The sequence below is a fragment of the Deinococcus sp. QL22 genome, from assembly GCF_023370075.1.
Lineage (GTDB): Bacteria > Deinococcota > Deinococci > Deinococcales > Deinococcaceae > Deinococcus.
In genome coordinates this window covers 176,776-195,367 of the sequence record NZ_CP097154.1, presented here as the reverse complement: position 1 = coordinate 195,367, position 18,592 = coordinate 176,776, and the positions used below count along the sequence as shown (strand labels likewise).

The following is an 18,592-nucleotide window of genomic DNA, read 5'->3' as shown; positions in this document are numbered from 1 at the left end:
CCCAGTCGGGGTTGACTAGGCTTGAAGCGCAGAAGTCAGGGCGCAGAGTTTAGGACACGTCAGTAGAGCGGGGCCGGACAGCTACACAGGTCTGGCCCCGCCCCCATGCAGAGCATCAAGGAGCGAGAAATGCCGCCCAGTTCAAGAATGCCCCGTTCAACAGTGCTCAGGTCAAGAAGGTCGTCGCCTAGTTTTGCCGACACCGGACGCCACCCGTGAAACCCAACCGCGGCACACCGTGGATGTTCCTGTCGCCGTTTTTAGTGTTGTTCGCCCTGTTCTACATTGCCCCGGTGCTGTACGCCGGATACCTCAGCCTGTTCATCAAAAAGCGGGCGGGTTTCGGCGCGGCGCAGGAAGTGTTTGGGGGCTTCACCAACTATGTCCGGGCCTTTCAGGACACCGAATTTTTGACCAGCCTGCTGAATATCCTGAAATTCGGCGTGATTCAAATTCCGATCATGATGCTGGTGGCTACGGCCCTCGCCCTCGTACTGGACGCTTCCAAAAACCGCTTGCAGGGCTTTTTCCGCACCGCCTTCTACCTGCCTTACACCATTCCCAGCGTTATTGCGGGCTTGCTGTGGGGCTATTTGTATTCCCGGAACCTCTCGCCCTTCAACCAGATTTCCACTGAACTCGGTGGCGGGCGCGTGGACTTTTTGGGCAGCGACATCGTGCTGTGGAGCATCGCCAATATCGTGACGTGGACGTGGACGGGCTACAACATGATCACGCTGTATGCCGCGCTGCAAAACATTCCCACCGACCTGTACGAGGCGGCCCGCATAGACGGCGCAAGCCCCTGGCAACTGATCCGCGACATCAAATTGCCGCTGTTGAGGCCCAGTCTGCTGCTCGTGCTGATCTTTTCCATCATCGGCACCATGCAGATTTTTGCCGAACCGTTCGTGCTGCGGCCCCTCGGCTACGTGCCCGACAACATCACACCCAATACCTACCTGTATCTGGTCGCCAGCCGTGACGGAAACTTCAGTTACGCCGCCACGCTCGCCATCCTGCTGGCCGTGTTCACCTTCCTGATGAGTGCCGTCTTTCTCAGATTTACCCGGCGGGGAGGCGACCTGTAATGTTACGCAAAGAAAAATTCACGCCTCTGCAAATCCTGGCCCTGACGTTGTTCGCCATTTACGCCCTGCTGCCGCTGTGGTGGGTCATCGTGACCATCTTCAAGGACAACGGGCAACTGTTTTCCACTTTCGGGCTGTGGTTCGGAGACAAGTCCCATTTGGCCGAGAACCTGAACACGCTGTTTACCCGCCAGGACGGTATTTTTACCCGGTGGGCCGTGAACAGCATCGTATACGCCGGGGCGACGGCCATCGGCAGCGTCATCGTGAGTGCTATGGCCGGATACGCTTTTTCGGCCTACGACTTTAAGGGCAAAGACGCCCTGTTCGGCCTGATTCTGGCGACCATCATGGTGCCCAGTACCGCGTTGGTGTTGCCCCTGTTCCTGATGATGCAGAAGATGGGCCTGCTGAACACCTACTGGGCCGTGATTCTGCCCGGTCTGGTCAACCCGTTCGGCCTGTACCTGATGCGCCTGTTCTGGGACGCGGGCTTTCCCAAAGACCTGATGGAAGCTGCCCGCATAGACGGCGCGGGCGAGTGGACGATTTTTCAGCGCCTCGGCCTTCCGCTGGTGCGCGGCGGCCTGGTCACGGTGGGCCTGTTTGCCTTTGTGGCGGCCTGGAACAACTTCTTCTTGCCACTGGTGGCCGTCAGCCGCGAAGACCTGTTTCCACTCACGCTGGGGCTGAGCGTCTGGAACCAGACCAGTTCCAGTAGCGGGCAAGAGCCGATTTATACCGTGATCGTGCTGGGCAGCCTGATCTCGATTTTGCCGCTGGTGCTGGCGTTCCTGACGCTGGGCCGTTACTGGCAGGGTGGGCTGGCCAACGGCGCGGTGAAGGGGTAAGCAACTGTAGTTGAGCCGTGGCCTGGAGCGCTTAGGCTCTGGGCCGTGAGCCACCACCCCCACCAGATCACACCTCCATTCCCATGATCCACCACCCACAATCCACCCCCCCATTCTCAAGGAATCACCCATGACCCAACCTGAATCCGGCTCGGCCCCACACCTTCTTTTGGCGACTTGCGATTACCCGGAGCATGTGCCGCGTGACCGCTGGGAGCCGTATGCACGCCAGCAACGCGAATTGGGCCTGCGCTTCGTGCGAATCGCGGAATTTGCTTGGAGCCGCATGGAACCGCAGCCGGAGCAGTACGACTGGACGTGGTTGGATGAGGCCATCGCCGCCTACGCCGCAGAAGGCCTGGGCGTGGTGCTGTGTACGCCCACCGCCACGCCCCCCGCCTGGCTGATCCGCGCTCACCCGGAGATTTTGCCCTTTGACGAACAGGGCCGCGTGCGTGAATTTGGCTCGCGTCGCCACTACGATTTTGCGTCGCCCGTGTACCGCCAGCATTCCCAGCGCATTACGCGGGCGATGGCCGAACGCTATGGGCAGCACCCAGCGGTGGTGGGCTGGCAAACCGACAATGAATTTGCCTGCCACGACACGGGCCGCAGCTATGGCGGGGCCAGTGCCGCCGCCTTTCCCGGCTGGCTGGAGCGCAAATACGGCACGTTGGACGCGCTCAATGGGGCGTGGGGCAACGTGTTCTGGAGCATGGAATATACGGACTGGGCGCAGATTCGGCCCCCTAACCTCACCGTCACGGAACTGAACCCCAGCCACGTCGTCGATTTCTACCGCTTTGCCTCCGACATGGTGGCCGAGTTTCAGGCCGAGCAGGTCGCCATCCTGCGTGAACTCTCGCCGGGCCGCTTCGTCACGCACAATTTCATGATTTTTGAGAAGGGCTTTGACCATTACGCGGTGGCAAAGGGGCTGGATTTTGTGACCTGGGACAATTACCCCACCGGCATGCTGGAATTCTTCGCGCCGCCCGGATTCGACGGCCACAAGGTGACGTATGCCCGCACCGGCCACCCGGATCTGATCGGGTTCAATCACGATCTGTACCGGGGAATGCTGCGGGGGAGTGTAGAACGTGGAGCGTGGGAAGTAGGCAAAGATGTGTTTGAATCTTCGCCCCCTAATCCACCCCCCACCCCCCACGATCCCGGTTTCTGGGTGATGGAGCAGCAATGCGGCCAGGTCAACTGGGCACCCCATAACCCCTTGCCAGCCGACGGCGCGGTGCAGTTGTGGACGGCTCAGGCGTGGGCGCACGGGGCCGATGTCGTTTCTTATTTCCGGTGGCGGGCCGCAACCATGGCGCAGGAAGTCATGCATTCCGGCCTGCTGCGGCACGATGAAACCCCGGATCGCGGGTCTGCCGAAGTGGGCGCACTGGTAGACGCGGGCCTGAACCGGTTTCCGCTGGGGCCGGTGCCTGCGCGGGTCGCCCTGCTGCACGATTACGACAGCTTGTGGTTCTACGACCAGCAAAAACACAGCGCCAGCCTGAATTATTGGGCGCAGGTGATGGCCTATTACTCGGCGCTGCGTTCGTTGGGCGTGGATGTGGACGTGATCAGCGCCGACGCCGACCTGACCGGATACGCGCTGGTGGTGGCCCCGGCGATTACGCTGGTGGACACTGATCGGGCCGCCCGCTGGACTGCGGCGGTGCACAGGGGCGTGCATCTGTTGTGTGGGCCACGAACCGCCTTCCGCACTCCCGGCGGCGAAACGTGGGCCGAGGGGCAGTTTGGGCCGCTGACCGCGCTGGTGGGGGCCAAGTTGGGCCAATACGATTCCATGCGTCCCGGCCTGTCTCAGGGGATCAGGGATGCACAGGGCCAACTGTTCGAGGCTCAGTATTGGGCCGAAAGCTACCGTCTCAGCGCCCCCGATGCGGGAGAGAACAACGCGGCTGAGGCGCTGTACCACTACGCGGGCGGCCCGCTGGACGGCCAGGCCGCCGTAATCCGCCGCACTGCTGGGCAGGGTGAGGTCACTGTTATTGGCGCACACGGCCCCGACCTGATCCGCACCGTGTTGGAAGACGTGCTGGCGGGCCTGAACGTGCCCACCACCCGCCTGCCTGATGGCGTCAGGTTCAGCCGACGCGCAGGCCAGACGCTGGTGCAAAACTGGTTGCCTACGCCGGTGGAGTGGCGGGGCAAAACGCTCGCGCCTGTGAGTTTCGAAATTGTTGGCTTGACGGAATCAGTACAGGGAGAGCAGTGATGTCTGAACAAGAACATAACGTTGGCGAGTGGGTGCTGGACGTTCGCCCCGAAGAAATTCGCGCGCTGGTCAGCGGATTCCAGTCGTGGAGCGAGGCCGAGCTGCGCCCCCTGACTGACCTTCAGGCAGTGCCCGTGATGAAATGGCGGCACGAGCAGGGCCACGATCCGGCCTTTTTGCCCAGTGGAGAAGCGGGCGTGTGGCGCAGTCATACTGTGCTGGCGCTGGTGCGGCCAGATGGCGGCGGCTGGGTAGGCTGTGCCCTGGACGCCACCCACACCTTTACCCACTGGGAAGCCCGCGTGGATCAGGGGGCAAACGGCCAGCAGGTGCGCGTGACCTGCACCGGAGAAGGCCCCGCCGTAGAAGTCGTGTGGCAAGACACCGCCGACGTGATCGGCACGGTGGAAACCCTGTCGGCACAACTGGGCAGTAACATGAACGCCCTCACGCCGCCGCCGCTGCGGGTCTGGTGCAGTTGGTACAGCTATTACCGGGGCGTGACGCTGGAGAATATGCTCGAAAATGCGCGGCTGGCCCGCCAGCACAGCCTGCCCTTCGATGTCTTCCAACTCGACGACGGTTTTCAGGCCGATCTGGGCGACTGGTTCGAGCCTTCAAGTCACTTTGGTGGACATGCCAAAGAGCTTCCTGCTCGCCTTCAACAACTTGGGTTCACGCCCGGCATCTGGCTGGCCCCCTTCCTCGCCTCGCCCACTTCAAGGCTGTTCCGCGACCACCCCGACTGGATGCTGCGCGGCGAAGACGGCCTGCCGTTGCCCGTCGGCCACAACTGGGGCGGTGCGTACTACACGTTGGACACGACTCATCCCGAAGTGTTGGCTTGGCTGCGCGAGTTGTCGGCCACCGTGCGCGGCTGGGGCTACACCTACCTGAAACTTGATTTCCTCTACGGTGCGGCGCTTCCCGGCGTGCGGCACGACCCCAGCGTTGGGCGGGCGCAGGCCTACCGCAACGCCATGCAGGCCCTGCGCGACGGCGCACCCGACGCCTTTATTTTGGCGTGTGGCGCACCGTTGGCGGGCAGCATCGGCCTCGTGGACGCCATGCGAACTGGCCCTGACGTGGCCCCCTACTGGGATGAAGAATCGCGCCGGGTCTGGCTGGGCGACGCCACCGGCCCCAGCGCCCGCAACGCGCTGCACACGGCCCTCAGCCGCTGGTATCAGCACTCCTGGTATCAACCCGACCCCGATGTGGCGATTGTGCGCCGCGAACTGAGTCTGCTGAACCACCATGAGCGTGAGGCTGTTGCCGGAATGCTAGACATCATCGGCGGTCTGCGGGCCAGCAGCGACCCGATTTTTATGCTGGACGAAGACGGCCTGAACCTGTTGCGCCGCTGCCTGACGCTCAGTACGCCAGATCGTCCTACCACACTGACCCAGAGCTTCGGGGGGGCGGTCACTCATTTTTCCAGAGGAATGTTTAACTTGACTGACCAATCTGTGACAAGTCTTCCCGCACACGCCTATCTTGAGCAGCGTTTATGACTGACTCTCTGTCCAGCCTGCCTGTGCCCGGCCAGCCGCCCGCCACCTTTCAGGCCGATTTCACCAAGCCCGATGGCCGTGCCCTGACGCTGTACGGCCTGCAACCCATCGAGGTAGAGGGCGAACTCCCCAACATCGGCGACCCCGTGGACGCCCGCCCGGTGCTGCGCTGGCACCCGCTGCGCTCGGAATGGGTGATGTACGCCGCGCACCGCCTGAACCGCACCTTTTTGCCGCCGCCAGACTACAACCCGCTGGCCCCCTCCCGCGTGGGCGGCCACCCCACCGAACTGCCGGGCGGCAACTACGATCTGGCCGTGTTCGACAACCGCTTTCCCAGCCTCACGCTGGACGCGCCCACGCCGCACAACCCGCTGGAACGCGCTGGCGTGGGCAAATGCGAGGTCGTGGTGTTCAGCCAGAACGCCGATGGCCGCCTGTCCGACCTGAGCGACGACCAGATGGCCCTCCTGATAGACGTGTGGGCAGACCGTACCACCCGCCTGGCCGCCACCGGCAAGATTCGCAGCGTACTGGCCTTCGAAAACCGGGGCGTGGAAGTGGGCGTGACCCTGCACCATCCTCACGGTCAGATCTACGCCTACGATCACATCCCGCCCGTGCAGGAGCGCATGGTGGCGGGGGCGGAAGCTCACCGCGCCCAGTCGGGTCAGGCCTGGATTACCGATTTCGTGGCCTCCGAGCGCGAAGCCGCCGTGCGCGTGGTTCACGACGGGGGCCGCGCCATCAGCATTGTGCCGCCGTTTGCCCGGTACACCTACGAAACGTGGGTCATGCCCACCCGCGCCGCCTCGCTGCTGTCGGAACTCGATCCCGCCGAGCGCCGCGCCCTGGCCGTGACCCTCAAGGATACGTTGCTGCGCCTAGACGCTCTGTTCGGCGTGCGGATGCCCTATCTGATGACGGTGCATCAAGCTCCAGTCGACGCGCCTCACCCCGACTTCCCGCTACACATCGAGATTTACCCCTACCTGCGTGCGCCGGGCCGCATGAAATTCCTGGCCGGAACCGAGCAGGGCGCAGGCGAATTTGCCAACGACAAGTTCCCCGAAGCGGCGGCGGAAGAATTGCGCGGAGTGACGCTATGACCGCCTCTGCTAAGACCTTTGCCGACCTGTACGGCAGTGCCCCCGAAGTCACGGCTTCGGCACCGGGCCGCGTGAATCTGTTGGGCGAACATACCGATTATCAGGGCGGATTCGTGCTGCCTACCGCCATTCCCCAGCAGGCCACCGTGTCGCTGGGGCGCAACGGCAGCGCCCAGCACGTCATCTACAGCGCCAATCTGGATCAGACCATCACCGTGCCTGTAGGAGAAGTTGGTACCGATTTTGCGCCCTACATCACGGGCTGCCTGAACCTCAGCGGCGTCACCGAGGGCATGAACGTTCATATTCACAGCGATGTGCCCAGCGGCGGCCTCAGCAGCAGCGCGGCGCTAGAAGTGTCCACCTTGCGTGCCCTGCGCGAGTTGCTGAACCTTGACCTGAACGACGTGGAATTGGCCCTGCGCGGCGTGAAGGTGGAGCATGAATTCGTGGGCGTGCTGTGCGGCGTGATGGATCAGATGGCGAGCAGCATCGCCAACACGCGCACCATGCTGCTGATCGACACTCGCTCGCTGGAATACCGTGCCGTGGCGTTTCCGGAAGGGGCAGAGGTACTGGTCATCGATTCCGGCGTGCCCCGCCGCCTGGCCGAGAGCGGGTACAACGAACGCCGTGCACAGGTGGAGGAGGCCAGCCGCCTGCTGGGTGTGCCCCAGTTGCGCGACGTGACCGACCTGCAAAGCCTCGAAACCTTACCCGACCTGCTGCGAATCCGGGCGCGGCACGTGGTCAGCGAAAACGCCCGCGTTCAGGCCGCCCTGCTGCCCACCACCGACGCGGTGGCGTTCGGCCAACTCATGAATGCCTCGCACGCCAGTTTGCGCGACGATTACGCCGTGTCCCTGCCCCGTGTGGATACGCTGGTGGCCCTGCTACAAGCCGACCCAGACGTGTTCGGCGCACGCATGACTGGCGCTGGCTTTGGCGGCGCAGTGGTGGCCCTCGCCCGCGAAGGTCTGGCCGTGCAAGTCGCAGAGCGCGTGCTGGCCGAGTACGGACCGGAAGGTCAGCGGGTGGTTCCCTGAACGCTGGCCCCTAAGCCATTCTTCACATTATTCGGGTTGACTTCACGTTCGGGGTTAGCCCGTTTTGTTTCTCCTACCCTTCAAGTATGAGTTCCCCGATTCTGGATCTGGCAGGCGTCACCCTGGAGGTCAATCATCTGCCGCGTGGCGTGCGCTTTTATGGGCAAGTGCTGGGGCTGCGGCTCCTGCACCACGATGAGGAACAGGGCGTAGCGGAATTTGAGGTCAATCTGCATCAAACGCTGACGCTCTGGAAACCGATCACGCGGCAGGTCAATTCGCCCCGGCTGGCCCCCCTGCGGGCACGCGGCGCGTCGCATCTGCACTATGCCTTCCAGATTCTGCCTGAATCCCTTGAAGACTGCAAAACCCTGCTGGACGCACAGGGGCTGGAATGGACAGAGATCAATCTGGGCACCGAAGACCGCCCCGATTGGACACTATATTTCTACGATCCATTCGGGCACGGCCTGGAGTTACGCGGCGTAGATCTGAACGATGAGCGGCGGCCTCACTTTTTGCCGAAACCGATAGAACGCCCTACCCACGCGCTCCCCGTCTTTGGCCTGCGCGAGATAGCACTCGGCTTTGGCGACTATCCGGCCATGCTGGAGCGTCTGCCCCGTGCCTACGGATTCGCCTTTGCCAAGGAGCAGGATGACCGCAACTTCGCGCAATTCACGCTGGGGCCGGAAGCTGAGGAAGACGGCAACGGCACACCCCGGCGTTGGCTGTATACCTGGGATCCGCAGGTGGGATTGGCCGACATGCTGGGCGGCGATCATGTCCACGCCCGCTTTTACGCCGATGTAGATGCGGTGGCCGAATTGGTGAAGGCGGCGGGTTTGCCCTACATTCAGGACAAAGAGGGGCTGGCGGTGCGCGACCCGGAAGGCCATGTTTTCGAGTTTGTGGCAGCGAAGTAAGGTCAGGTCTATTGCCCTACCCAGCCAACAATAAAAGCAGAGGCGACCAACTTGGCTCGCCTCTTTCTTTACTCTTTCTGGCTCAGGCTTTCCCGGCGAGCTGTCCCCAGGGGTCAAGCACCACCTTGATACAACCGTCGTGCTTCTCGCGGAAGGTTTTGTACAGCTCCGGCGCTTCGTCCAGCGTGGCGCGGTGGGTAATCACGAAGCTGGGATCTATGTCGCCCTTTTCGATGTGCGCCAGCAGCGGCCTGACGTAGCGGTGCGTATGCGTCTGGCCCATGCGGAACACCAACCCCTTGGCAAACGCCGCGCCCATCGGCATTTTGTCGACCAGCCCGCCGTACACACCCGGCATACTCACGGTGCCGCCTTTGGCGCAACTCAGAATCGCCCAGCGCAGCGCCGTAATCCGGTCAAAATTTAGCCGCATTTTTTGCTTGGCAGTGTCCATCAGCGCGCCGGGGCCGTGTCCGTGCGCCTCCAGACCTACCGCGTCGATCACGTGGTCGGGGCCGCGCCCACCAGTTGCTTCGCGCAGGGCAATCAGCACATCGGTCTGCTCATAGTTGATGGTCTCTATGCCTGCGGCTTCGGCCATTTTCAGGCGCTCCGGCACGCGGTCTACGATGATCACCTTGGCGGCCCCCAACATCTGGGCACTGCGGGCGGCAAATTGTCCCACTGGCCCGGCCCCGAACACGGCCACCACGTCGCGCCCCTTCACGATCTGGCAGTTCTCGGCAGCCTGATACCCGGTGGGGAAAATATCGGTCAGGAACAACACCTGATCGTCGCGGAGGTTGGATTCTATTTTGAAGCCGCCCACGTCGGCAAACGGCACGCGCACGTACTGGGCTTGGCCGCCCGCATAACCGCCGTAAATGTGTGAGTACCCGAAAAGTCCGCCACCGCTGACTGCGCCGTAGAGGGCTTCGGCCATCCGGTGATTGGGGTTGGTGTTGTCGCAGGCGCTGTAATTGCCCCGCGTGCAGTGGTCGCACAGGCCGCAGGCAATGTTGAAGGGCACGATCACGCGGTCACCCACCTTCAGGCGCTTCACGTCCTTACCCACTTCCACCACTTCGCCCATGAACTCATGGCCCATGATGTCGCCCTTTTCCATGCTGGGAATGTAGCCGTCCAGCAGGTGCAGATCGGAGCCGCAGATGGCGGTAGAAGTGATTTTGACGATGGCGTCGCTGGGGAGCAGCAGCGTCGGGTCAGGCACGGTTTCGATGCCTACTTTGTTGGTGCCCTGCCAGATCAGCGCTTTCATTGATTGTCCCCCTGTGCCTGTTTGCCTGCCTGCATCTGCTCTCCTTTTCCGGCCAATTTTTTGGCCTCGCTCGCTGCCCGTCCGCTGGTCTGTCCTTCGGTGGTGGGTGCAAATCCCAATTCCTGCTCCCGCTTAAAGCGCATCAGATCGTCACGAAGTTGCTGTGAGGGTTCCTGCCCGGCAATCCGGGCTACCACTGCGCCCGCCGTGCCGCCCGGAGGCTTGTAGCGCAGGCGCACGATCACTTCTGTGCCGCGTTTGCCGGGAGCTGTGCGAAAAATGACTTCCCCGCTGTTCTCTATGCTTGCACCGGGTAACGACTGCCAGGCGATTCGCTGGCCCGGTTCATCCGCCGTAATTTCGGCGTCCCAACCCACCGTCCCCACCGGAGCCTTCACCGTCCAATGAGAACGTTTTTCGTCCAACACGCGCACTTCCTGAAGGTGAGTCATCAGTTGCGGCAGGTTTTCCAACTTGCGCCAGATGGCGTACAGCGCGTCGGCGGGCTTGGCAATGGTCACGGCGTCGCTGACCAGGGTTTCGCCCGTGTCGGGGTCTTGCTGAATTTTGAGGGCCGTTGCCAGTGGGTTTTTCCCCTGCGCCGCCACGATGGTCAGGCCAATGCCCGCGCCCATGAGTGCGATGCGTGCAAATGGATGCCCGCGCAGGCCCAGCGCTGCGAGGCTGGCGCCGGCCACTGCCACCACGCCGCGCTCCAGCAGGCCCATGCTCGCGCCTGTGGTGGACGCCTGCGGTTCCAGCGGCCCGTCAAACGAGGTTGCGCTGCCAAATGCTGCTGGTCTCTGCCCATTCGTGTTGGCACGCTGCTGGTCAGAAGACATGGCCCATTCCCTTGTATTCAGGTTGCATTCCCCACTTTGGCGGCCTCTCAACTGGTGATTCGGCGGCTTGGCTTACTCTGTGGATGGATTCTGAAGGAAGCGCAAAACGAGTCTAAACGCGGCAGGACGATAGAAAGACGCTAGGAACTATTGATCTGGTTGCGGTTGATCTGATGAGAGATGTTGATGGAGCGCAGCGGTAAAGCAACAAGGAACGCCCCCCACGCATAAGAGTGGGGGGCGTTCCTTTTGGGGGTTACAGCTCTAGCTCAACTCGGATCAGACGAACTGTCCACCGTGACGCATCACAGCGGCTTCTAGCACGTCGCTGGGGATGTTGTCGTCTACGGCAATAGCGCGGCCACCGCTCTCTACAGTGCTGTTCATGCGCTCGTAGTGGTCGTCGTTCACATCCGACACATGGTGCACGGTGTCTTCGCCGCTGGTGTAACCCACCGACGCGCCACCAACTGCGCCCACGCCCGAGCCGAGTGCTGCCGCGCCCAGAATCACGGGCACAGCGGCCAATCCGCCCGTCAGGGCAACGGCGGCGGCTCCGACAACGGCTCCGGCCACTGCGCCGAGGCCTGTGCCTTTCACTGCGCCTTCGCCGGCTTCATCAGCGTTGCCGCGCAGTTCCACGACTTCGGTGGTGGTCTGGGTGCCGGAGGTCATGCCAGTGCTAGAGCTACGGTTGATGCGCGATTCGCCCATTTCCTCACGGATAACGCCCTGAGAGCGCAGGTCTTGAACGAAGGCGTCGGCCTGGGCCACGGTGGGGAACAAAAGGTGTTTCATGACTTACATTCTGGAAGAGGTTGCCCCAGTCCCCGTGAGAAGGATACCAACACGCGTTACGGTGCCAGCCACACAGCCTTTAGGATGTTGGGGCCGGGGTTGACAGATCCATGTTGTCTGCGCTTAACCACTGCGCCGCGAATTCGTTTGGGGGCAGTGGCTTGGAAAACAGATAGCCCTGCCCCAGCGGACAGCCCAGATGCAGCAGATGGCTACGGTGCAGTTCTGTTTCAATGCCTTCTGCTACTACGTCTGCACCCAGCGCCTGAGCCAGCAGAACCACCGTTTTCACCACGCTGGCGCTCACGGCGTCCTCTCCAAGGTGGGCGATAAAGGCGCGGTCAATCTTTAGAACGTTTACCGGAAAGCGGTGCAAGAAGGCCAAACTCGAATGCCCGGTACCGAAATCGTCAATTTGCACGCGCACACCCAGGGAGCGCAGTCCCGCAAGTGTCCGGGCGGCCTCATCCACATCTTCTACCAAAGCACTCTCGGTAATTTCCAAATTCAGGCGGTGTGCGGGCAACGCGTGAGCCTTCAGCGCCGCCTCGACCCGCTGCACAAACCCTTCTTTCAAAAATTGCCGAGTCGAAACATTGACATTCAGACTCATGGAGACCGGATTCCAGTCGGTGTAAGTAGCACAGGCACAATGCAGCACCCAGTCTCCCAGGTCGGTAATCAGGTCTAATTCTTCGGCCAGCGGAATAAATTCGTCCGGCGGAATCAGGCCCAATTGCGGATGTTGCCAGCGCACCAACGCCTCCGCACTGTGAAGCTGCCCCGAAATCAGGTTCACGATGGGTTGAAAGTGCAGCTGAAGTTGGCCCAAGCGTGCGGCGTGCGGCAAGTCGGCTTCCAGTTGCAACTGCCGCACGGCGCGGGTATGCATGCTGAGGTCAAAGGTCGCCACGGTTTCCCGGCGGTCTCGTTTGGCCCGGTACATGCTCAGATCAGCGTCGCGCAGCACATCGCCCGGTGTGTTGTGGCCCACCCGCCCCGGCGCGATCCCTACACTGACGGCCACACGCAGGGCACGTCCCGCCACCAGGAAAGGCTCAGTCAGCGCCAACTGCAGCCTCGCTGCCGCTCTCTTGGCCTCCGTCAGTCCGCCGTCTTGTGAGCCTGGGTTCTGGCAATCGACGAGCAGCACGGCAAATTCATCGCCGCCCAGCCTTGCCACCAGATCGCCTTGCCGCATGGTGCTTTGGAGGCGGTGAGCGAAGGCCACCAACAGCTCATCGCCGACTGCGTGTCCCAGACTGTCGTTAATAATCTTAAACCGATCCATGTCGAGGTACAGCACGGCGTAAGCGTGTTGACCGGTGCGCTGGGCGGCCCGCAGCACGCTACTCAAGCGCTCGAACAACAGGGCGCGGTTGGGTAGATGGGTCAGGGGGTCATGGGTGGCGGCCCACGCCAACCGGGTTTCGGCTCCGTGGCGTTCCGTAATATCGCGCGAAGACGTCAAAAACTGGCCGGGCTGGGCATCAGTGCGGTATGGAGCCTGGTCAATCCGGCTGATGGTTGTTTCGAACCAGATGTAGCGTCCATCCCGGTGCCGAAGCCGCCAGCGAATCGGCTCCCCATTGACCCGAAACGCCCGCCGAAGGTAATAGCGGTCTTCGGGGTGTACCAGCAGTGCGGGCCCGTGCAGCACGGCGTCTGACGGTGCAAAACCCAGCAGCGGCGCAATGCTAGGGCTGACATAGATCAGGCGGCCATCCGCGTGATGCAGGCCGACCAGATCGCTGGTGTGTTCGGCCAGCAGGCGGTACAGCACTTCCCGGTCTTTGACTTGGGCGTGCAGCGAGGCCCGCTCCAAGCTGTACTGCACGTATTCGCCCACCGCTGTAATCAGTTCGGCGTCCCACGCCCGTAGGCGCCGCTCGCCCATGCTCTCTACGTTCAGCACGCCCACCACTGCTCCGCTCAGGTAAAGCGGCACGCAGACCTCAGACGAAATGCCCTCCATGGCTTTCAGGGCTTCGGGATCCTTTTCCATGTCCTCGATCCACGCCGCTTGCCCTGTTCTGGCGACCCGGCCCATCACGCCACTTGTGATAGGCAGGCGATCTAAGACCTGCTCGTACCCCATCTGATGCTGCAACACCAACTCGTCGCCCTCACGAAAATACACGCTGACCTGCGGATACCCCAGCGTTTGGGCGATGCTTTCATTGACCGCCCGGATGGTGTCTTGAACATCGAGCGTACGGCTGACGGCGGTTCGGACGCAGTGCAGCAAATCCAGCGCCCGACGCTGCTGCTCGGTGGCGACGTACAACCGCTCGCGCTCTATGGCCCTCCCCAGCCACACGCCGAGGGCCTGCACTTGCCGCAAATCCTGCTGGGTCAGGCGCTGGGTGCTGGATTCCAGATTGAGGACGCCCACCACACGGTCGCCGTCCAGCAGCGGCACGCACAGCTCACTGATGACGTCTACGTGTTCTTCTACGTATTCCGGGTCTTGACGCACATCGGGCAAAAGAGCAGAAATGCCTGTGCGGGCCACCCGTCCGGCCACACCCGACGTCACCGGATAACTGAGGCTCCAGACCCCACCGCCCGCCTGCTGCTGAGGCACCAGCACATCGCCGTCTAGGAGAGCAATAGTGACGTGTTGTATTCCCAACAATTCAGTGACGGCCCCAATGATTCGCCGAAACAGGTCTTCTAGATCCTGCGCCCCCGTCACGGCTGCGTGCGCCCGGTTCAACAAATTCAGTTCTTTTTGTTCAGCTTTCAAGTTGGCAGCGTTGTCCAGATGCCGGATCACCAGCGCCACTTGTGCCCCGCACCATTGTCCCAATGCCAAGTCGGCTCCCAGCAAAGGCATGTCCAGAGTCGTTCCAGTGATGGACTGTTCCCGGTTAGGTCGGTCAAGCTGAAGCACGGCCCGCAGCTTGCCTCCCAGCTCTACCGGAACAATCAGAACCTGCGCCGAACCGCAGCCCTGGCTGTCTGGATAGAGAAAGGAATTGGCCGCTTGCTGCGCCCGATCCAGTATCACAATGTCGTCAGCGGGCAGGCTGGAGGCAAAGGCGGCGCGTAGCCCACCGACCCATGTACTTCGGTGCGCTGGGTCGTACACCAGTTGGCGTTGCTCCAGGCGCAGGCCTTCCAAGATTTGTAAAGCCTGCCCGGTGGCGGCCCATATTCGGAAAGTCCCATCAGCCTCTAGGCCGAACAGCCGTCCTGCCAACGTCCCAGGGATGGTATGCACTGCCAGAGCCAACACGCGCCTATACAGTTCGTGGGCCACCAAATCGGTGGGCAGACTCATCTCCGACAGGTCATCTGCCAAGCCCACAAGCGTGCTGGGCGCAGTCAGTATGGGTGCAATTGTCCGTGGAGTTTCCATAGGGTGCCTGATGTACCTCACTCAGGTTTCTACTGTGCCTGTCCATGTAGCACATAATTCTCACTAGACAGCTGGGCCAGTGAAAGTTCAGAGGTCGCCCGGTATCCAAGCCGCCACATTAGGTAGATGAATGACGCAAACAGTTGTACTCTGCGCCGGGCACGCCAGCTGGTATCTGGAAAGGCAGCCTTGCTTGCTCTTGCAATCAAGACAGCCGCCTTGAACACTGAGGTTGCCCGCCAGCTGTACCGAGCAGGGGCGATACAAGTCTTAATTTCTGTGCAATCCGCACACTTCCTGATACGACTTTGTCACTTTTGAATGCCGTATAAGACGGCGTTCCCGTCTGGAGCATGCTGGAGACATGACGATCCCGAGGAATTGGCAGCGAGCATTCGGTGGCTTCCTGTCGACTTACGTGAACCTGCTTGACAACTGCAAGCAGCGGGCCTGCCTTCGCCGATATGGGCAAGGGTTGTTGGCACCGCTGGAGCGCAAGAGTGCTCAGCGATGGGCTAAGCACGTTCGGATGCCGTACCAGCGGCTGCATCACTTCCTGAATGTCAGTGCGTGGGATCCAGGGGCGTTTGAAGGCGTGTTCGGACAGCACGCCCAAGACTTGTGTGGCGGCAAGAATGCCGTGCTGATCATCGATGACACTGCGTTACCGAAGAGTGGCGACGCGAGTGTCGGCGTCACCCACCAGTAGTGCGGGGCCCTCGGGAAGATCGCCCAGTGCCAATCCCTCGTCACGCTGACCTTGTCCGATGGTCGTCTCGTTGCCCCACTGGGGATGCGCTTGTTCCTCCCCACCTCTTGGATCGAACATCCAGAACGGTGTCGCCACGCTGGCGTTTCACCGGAACGCCAGCAGTACAAGTCCAAAAGCGAGATTGCCTTGGAAGAACTGGATCGCGTGCGCGAGGCAGGCGTAATGTTCCGGGTTGTGCTGGCCGATGCCGGGTACGCTATTGGGAAAGAGTTCCGCCAGGCGTTAACGCAACGTGGTCTGACCTGGGCCGTGGGCATTGTTGGGATCCAGAAGGTTTTCAGCCTGCAAGTGACGCTGACGGACCCACCACAACAGACGGGTGGTCGACTAGGCAAACATCCCATCCTCAGTGAACGTGCACGCGCTGTAAAAGACGTGCTTAACGGCTTCCCGCCCCACCGCTGGTATACCGCCAAAGGCGGAAAGACCTCCCGCTGGGTCGCGATGCGGGTCCGCATCGCTGACGGAGTTCCGAACAAGCGAGGTCTCCACCTTCCGGGTGAGGAGGTCTGGATTGTGGGGGAAAAGCGCCGCGGAGGAGGGGTGAAATACTACGCCACCACTCATTCAGCCTCCACGCATTGACGCACCTGGTTCGCGATCTCAAAGCGAGGTGGGCCTGCGAAGTTCTCCATCTGCAATGCAAGGAGGAGCTCTGTCTCGACCACTTTGAAGGACGCTCTCTGCGAGGGCTTGAACATCACGTTGTCCTCGTGCTGCTGACGCTCCTGTTTCTCCAAACCCTGCGGTCTCCACCGGGAGAACGTTTCCAAGGCTTGACCGTGCCGCAGGCCAGAAGAGCGGTCCGTCAAGCCTTGGAATCTCTCCGAACCTTCTGATGTGCTCACTGTGCTGCACCTCGGAAGTGCGATCCTGCTCAACCTCCACATCTCTGTTCATCCTGAAGACATGGCTCAACTCGGGAAAGTGCTCTTGTTTCAACTGCTTGGCGTCCTCGACGCTGTCGAACAGGGTCTCGTGAGCACGACCGAAGCAGAGCGGTATTGCCTCAATCCTTTTCGCAACCGCAAGTTCGCTGAACTTGGGATTCGAACAGATGTCTTGGAGATCTTCGAAAGGTCGGGCTTCCTTGACGACGCTCAGAGGCTGGGGACCACGAGTTTCTCGAGCTCTTGTACCCTGCTTCGCGAGGCCATTGGGCAGGGATTGCGAGCCCGAGCAGCGACCCATCCCGTGGCTCATTTGAACTTCCAGTTGGAAGAGAGGCACGAACCACAGCCGTAAGCTCTACTGTTCGATGCAGAGTGACAAAGTCCTACTATTGCCCTCACGGTCTTCGCCCGCTGCGGAGCAAGTTGCCAGGAGACGGACTGAAGGAAGATGGACGGGGGGTGGCCGCGTCAATGAACAGGGCCGACACGGATTCCATGTCGGCCCTGTTCGCGGTGAGTTGGGATCGGTTACTTCAAGCTTTCTGCATTCACGATTTGAATCTTAGCCACCTGGGCCTGCAACAAGTTGTCGAACTTCATGATCAGCAGGCGCGAACGCATCCGCTCTCCGCTGCTGGAAAAGCCCACCGCGCCGGTGATGGTCACGCAGCTTGAGGTGTCGCCGTCGAAGCAGGCGGGCAGATTGACCTTGCGGACAGCTTCGGACACCTGCACCCGCGTAGGCACGGTTCCTACCGTCTTCAGGGCGTTTTTCATGGCGTCCAGCATCACGTTGGCGGCGTCATAGGCGTAGACGGCCACGCCGCTGGGCTTGGCTCCGTAGGCAGCCTGATACTTGTTGGTAAAGGTCAGGGCGTTGGAAAAGGCGCTGACGGGGCCGAAGCCGGTGGTGTACACCACGCCTGCGCCCGCGATTCCGGCACGCTTGAGAAAGCTGGGCGAATCCAGACCGTCGCCGCCCATAAAAGTGGCCTTGACACCAGCGGTACGCAGTCCCTTCACCAGCGCCGCGCCTGTGTCGTCGGTGCCGCCAAAGTAGACCACGTTGGCTTTGCTGGTCTTCACTTTCTTAATCACTTCGGCGATTTGGGCAGGAGTAGACGCGCCTGTGTAGTCCGCCACCTTTACTTTGCGCTTGGTCAGGTTGGTCAGGAGCACTTTGGTCAGGCCGTTGCCATAGGCCGTATTGTCGGAAATAACGTAGACGCTGGTGGCTTTCAGTTCGTCGGCAATGTAGTTGGCAGCGGCCACGCCCTGTGCGCTGTCAGCCGACACCACGCGGCTAAAGTGCATCCAGTTGTTGCGCGTCAGTTGGTCGTTGGTGCTGGCAGGCGAAATCATGGCCAGTTTGCCCGGCGCAAAAGCGGCAGCGACCACGTTAGATACGCTGGAATTCAGTGCCCCCACCACGCCCAGGATGTTTTTATCGGCCAGCACTGTTCCGGCAATTTGCGTGCCCAACGTGGCCGACGCCTGATCGTCGAACGGTGCCAAGACCAGATCGTGCCCCAGCGCCTTGAATGCTTTGGCCTGCTCCTGCACGGCCAACTCTGCACCGCGCTTGACCTCTGACCCGATGGCCGTGAGGCTCCCACTGAGCGGGCTGATGGTTGCCAGCTTGATGGTGGCGGCCTGCGCTCCGCCCAACAGGAGAGCCGAGGAAATCAGGCCAACCGAGAGATGACGAACGAATGTGCCGCTCAACATGGGTTTGGATAGGGTTTTATTAGGGTGCATACGCCAATCTAGTCAGCAGCGCCCACACGCCTCTTACAGTTGCGTCCCACAATCACGAACTTTCCACAAACTTTTGCACCCGGTCTATACCGCTGTGGTGGCCT

The 18,592-nt window shown here is 61.4% G+C and carries 13 protein-coding genes and 1 pseudogene; 9 read left to right on the top strand and 5 right to left on the bottom strand.

The window, feature by feature from the left end; all coding sequences use genetic code 11:
• The first annotated feature begins 215 nt into the window (after positions 1–215).
• The 7 genes from M1R55_RS27380 to M1R55_RS27350 all read left to right on the top strand — a co-directional run bounded on the left by M1R55_RS27380 (position 216) and on the right by M1R55_RS27350 (position 8,782).
• Entirely contained in the window at positions 216–1,091 is an 876-nt protein-coding gene (locus tag M1R55_RS27380) for a carbohydrate ABC transporter permease (protein ID WP_249396174.1), read from the top strand.
• Entirely contained in the window at positions 1,091–1,942 is an 852-nt protein-coding gene (locus tag M1R55_RS27375; protein ID WP_249396173.1) for a carbohydrate ABC transporter permease, read from the top strand. Before M1R55_RS27380 ends, M1R55_RS27375 begins: the two co-directional genes overlap by 1 nt.
• A 130-nt stretch (positions 1,943–2,072) precedes the next feature.
• The gene (locus M1R55_RS27370; RefSeq protein ID WP_249396172.1) at positions 2,073–4,187 is read left to right on the top strand and encodes a beta-galactosidase; all 2,115 of its coding nucleotides are present in this window, start codon (positions 2,073–2,075) and stop codon (positions 4,185–4,187) included.
• Positions 4,187–5,701, top strand: coding sequence for a glycoside hydrolase family 36 protein (locus tag M1R55_RS27365; protein WP_249396171.1), 1,515 nt, complete (start codon positions 4,187–4,189; stop codon positions 5,699–5,701). The genes M1R55_RS27370 and M1R55_RS27365 overlap by 1 nt, the downstream gene beginning before the upstream one ends.
• Positions 5,698–6,810 carry a galactose-1-phosphate uridylyltransferase gene (galT, locus tag M1R55_RS27360; RefSeq protein WP_249396170.1) on the top strand — a complete coding sequence of 371 codons (1,113 nt, stop codon included), beginning with the start codon at positions 5,698–5,700 and terminating at the stop codon, positions 6,808–6,810. The genes M1R55_RS27365 and galT overlap by 4 nt, the downstream gene beginning before the upstream one ends.
• The gene (gene galK, locus M1R55_RS27355; protein WP_249396169.1) at positions 6,807–7,856 is read left to right on the top strand and encodes a galactokinase; all 1,050 of its coding nucleotides are present in this window, start codon (positions 6,807–6,809) and stop codon (positions 7,854–7,856) included. The genes galT and galK overlap by 4 nt, the downstream gene beginning before the upstream one ends.
• A gap of 86 nt (positions 7,857–7,942) precedes the next feature.
• Positions 7,943–8,782, top strand: a complete 840-nt coding sequence (locus tag M1R55_RS27350) for a VOC family protein (protein WP_249396168.1) — start codon at positions 7,943–7,945, stop codon at positions 8,780–8,782.
• An 82-nt stretch (positions 8,783–8,864) separates the two neighbouring features.
• Here M1R55_RS27350 and M1R55_RS27345 read toward each other — a convergent pair whose 3' ends face one another.
• The 4 genes from M1R55_RS27345 to M1R55_RS27330 form a co-directional block, all read right to left on the bottom strand.
• The gene (locus M1R55_RS27345) at positions 8,865–10,061 is read right to left on the bottom strand and encodes a zinc-dependent alcohol dehydrogenase (protein WP_249396167.1); all 1,197 of its coding nucleotides are present in this window, start codon (positions 10,059–10,061) and stop codon (positions 8,865–8,867) included.
• Positions 10,058–10,903, bottom strand: coding sequence for an SRPBCC family protein (locus M1R55_RS27340; protein WP_249396166.1), 846 nt, complete (start codon positions 10,901–10,903; stop codon positions 10,058–10,060). The genes M1R55_RS27345 and M1R55_RS27340 overlap by 4 nt, the downstream gene beginning before the upstream one ends.
• A 279-nt stretch (positions 10,904–11,182) precedes the next feature.
• The gene (locus M1R55_RS27335; RefSeq protein ID WP_249396165.1) at positions 11,183–11,701 is read right to left on the bottom strand and encodes a hypothetical protein; all 519 of its coding nucleotides are present in this window, start codon (positions 11,699–11,701) and stop codon (positions 11,183–11,185) included.
• 79 nt (positions 11,702–11,780) lie between these two features.
• Positions 11,781–15,008: an EAL domain-containing protein gene (locus tag M1R55_RS27330; protein ID WP_249396164.1), complete on the bottom strand. Its 3,228-nt coding sequence runs from the start codon at positions 15,006–15,008 to the stop codon at positions 11,781–11,783.
• A gap of 421 nt (positions 15,009–15,429) precedes the next feature.
• On the opposite strand from M1R55_RS27330, the pseudogene M1R55_RS27325 reads away from it, so the two are divergent.
• Positions 15,430–16,664, top strand: a pseudogene (locus M1R55_RS27325) (IS701 family transposase); the annotation flags it as partial.
• Positions 16,665–16,677: 13 nt separating this feature from the next.
• Positions 16,678–17,082, top strand: coding sequence for a DUF3969 family protein (locus tag M1R55_RS27320; protein ID WP_249396163.1), 405 nt, complete (start codon positions 16,678–16,680; stop codon positions 17,080–17,082).
• Positions 17,083–17,258: 176 nt separating this feature from the next.
• Here the strand turns inward: M1R55_RS27320 and M1R55_RS27315 are convergent, their stop codons facing one another.
• Positions 17,259–18,488 (bottom strand): branched-chain amino acid ABC transporter substrate-binding protein, encoded by a 1,230-nt coding sequence (locus M1R55_RS27315; protein ID WP_249396162.1) that lies wholly within the window; start codon positions 18,486–18,488, stop codon positions 17,259–17,261.
• Between the last annotated feature and the right edge of the window lie 104 nt (positions 18,489–18,592).

Excerpts from the sequence above, each read along its gene's own strand:
- M1R55_RS27375 (WP_249396173.1), top strand. The coding sequence starts at position 1,091 with ATGTTACGCAAAGAAAAATTCACGCCTCTGCAAATCCTGGCCCTGACG.
- M1R55_RS27370 (WP_249396172.1), top strand. The coding sequence starts at position 2,073 with ATGACCCAACCTGAATCCGGCTCGGCCCCACACCTTCTTTTGGCGACT.
- M1R55_RS27365 (WP_249396171.1), top strand. The coding sequence starts at position 4,187 with ATGTCTGAACAAGAACATAACGTTGGCGAGTGGGTGCTGGACGTTCGC.
- galT (WP_249396170.1), top strand. The coding sequence starts at position 5,698 with ATGACTGACTCTCTGTCCAGCCTGCCTGTGCCCGGCCAGCCGCCCGCC.
- galK (WP_249396169.1), top strand. The coding sequence starts at position 6,807 with ATGACCGCCTCTGCTAAGACCTTTGCCGACCTGTACGGCAGTGCCCCC.
- M1R55_RS27350 (WP_249396168.1), top strand. The coding sequence starts at position 7,943 with ATGAGTTCCCCGATTCTGGATCTGGCAGGCGTCACCCTGGAGGTCAAT.
- M1R55_RS27345 (WP_249396167.1), bottom strand. The coding sequence starts at position 10,061 with ATGAAAGCGCTGATCTGGCAGGGCACCAACAAAGTAGGCATCGAAACC.
- M1R55_RS27340 (WP_249396166.1), bottom strand. The coding sequence starts at position 10,903 with ATGTCTTCTGACCAGCAGCGTGCCAACACGAATGGGCAGAGACCAGCA.
- M1R55_RS27335 (WP_249396165.1), bottom strand. The coding sequence starts at position 11,701 with ATGAAACACCTTTTGTTCCCCACCGTGGCCCAGGCCGACGCCTTCGTT.
- M1R55_RS27315 (WP_249396162.1), bottom strand. The coding sequence starts at position 18,488 with ATGCACCCTAATAAAACCCTATCCAAACCCATGTTGAGCGGCACATTC.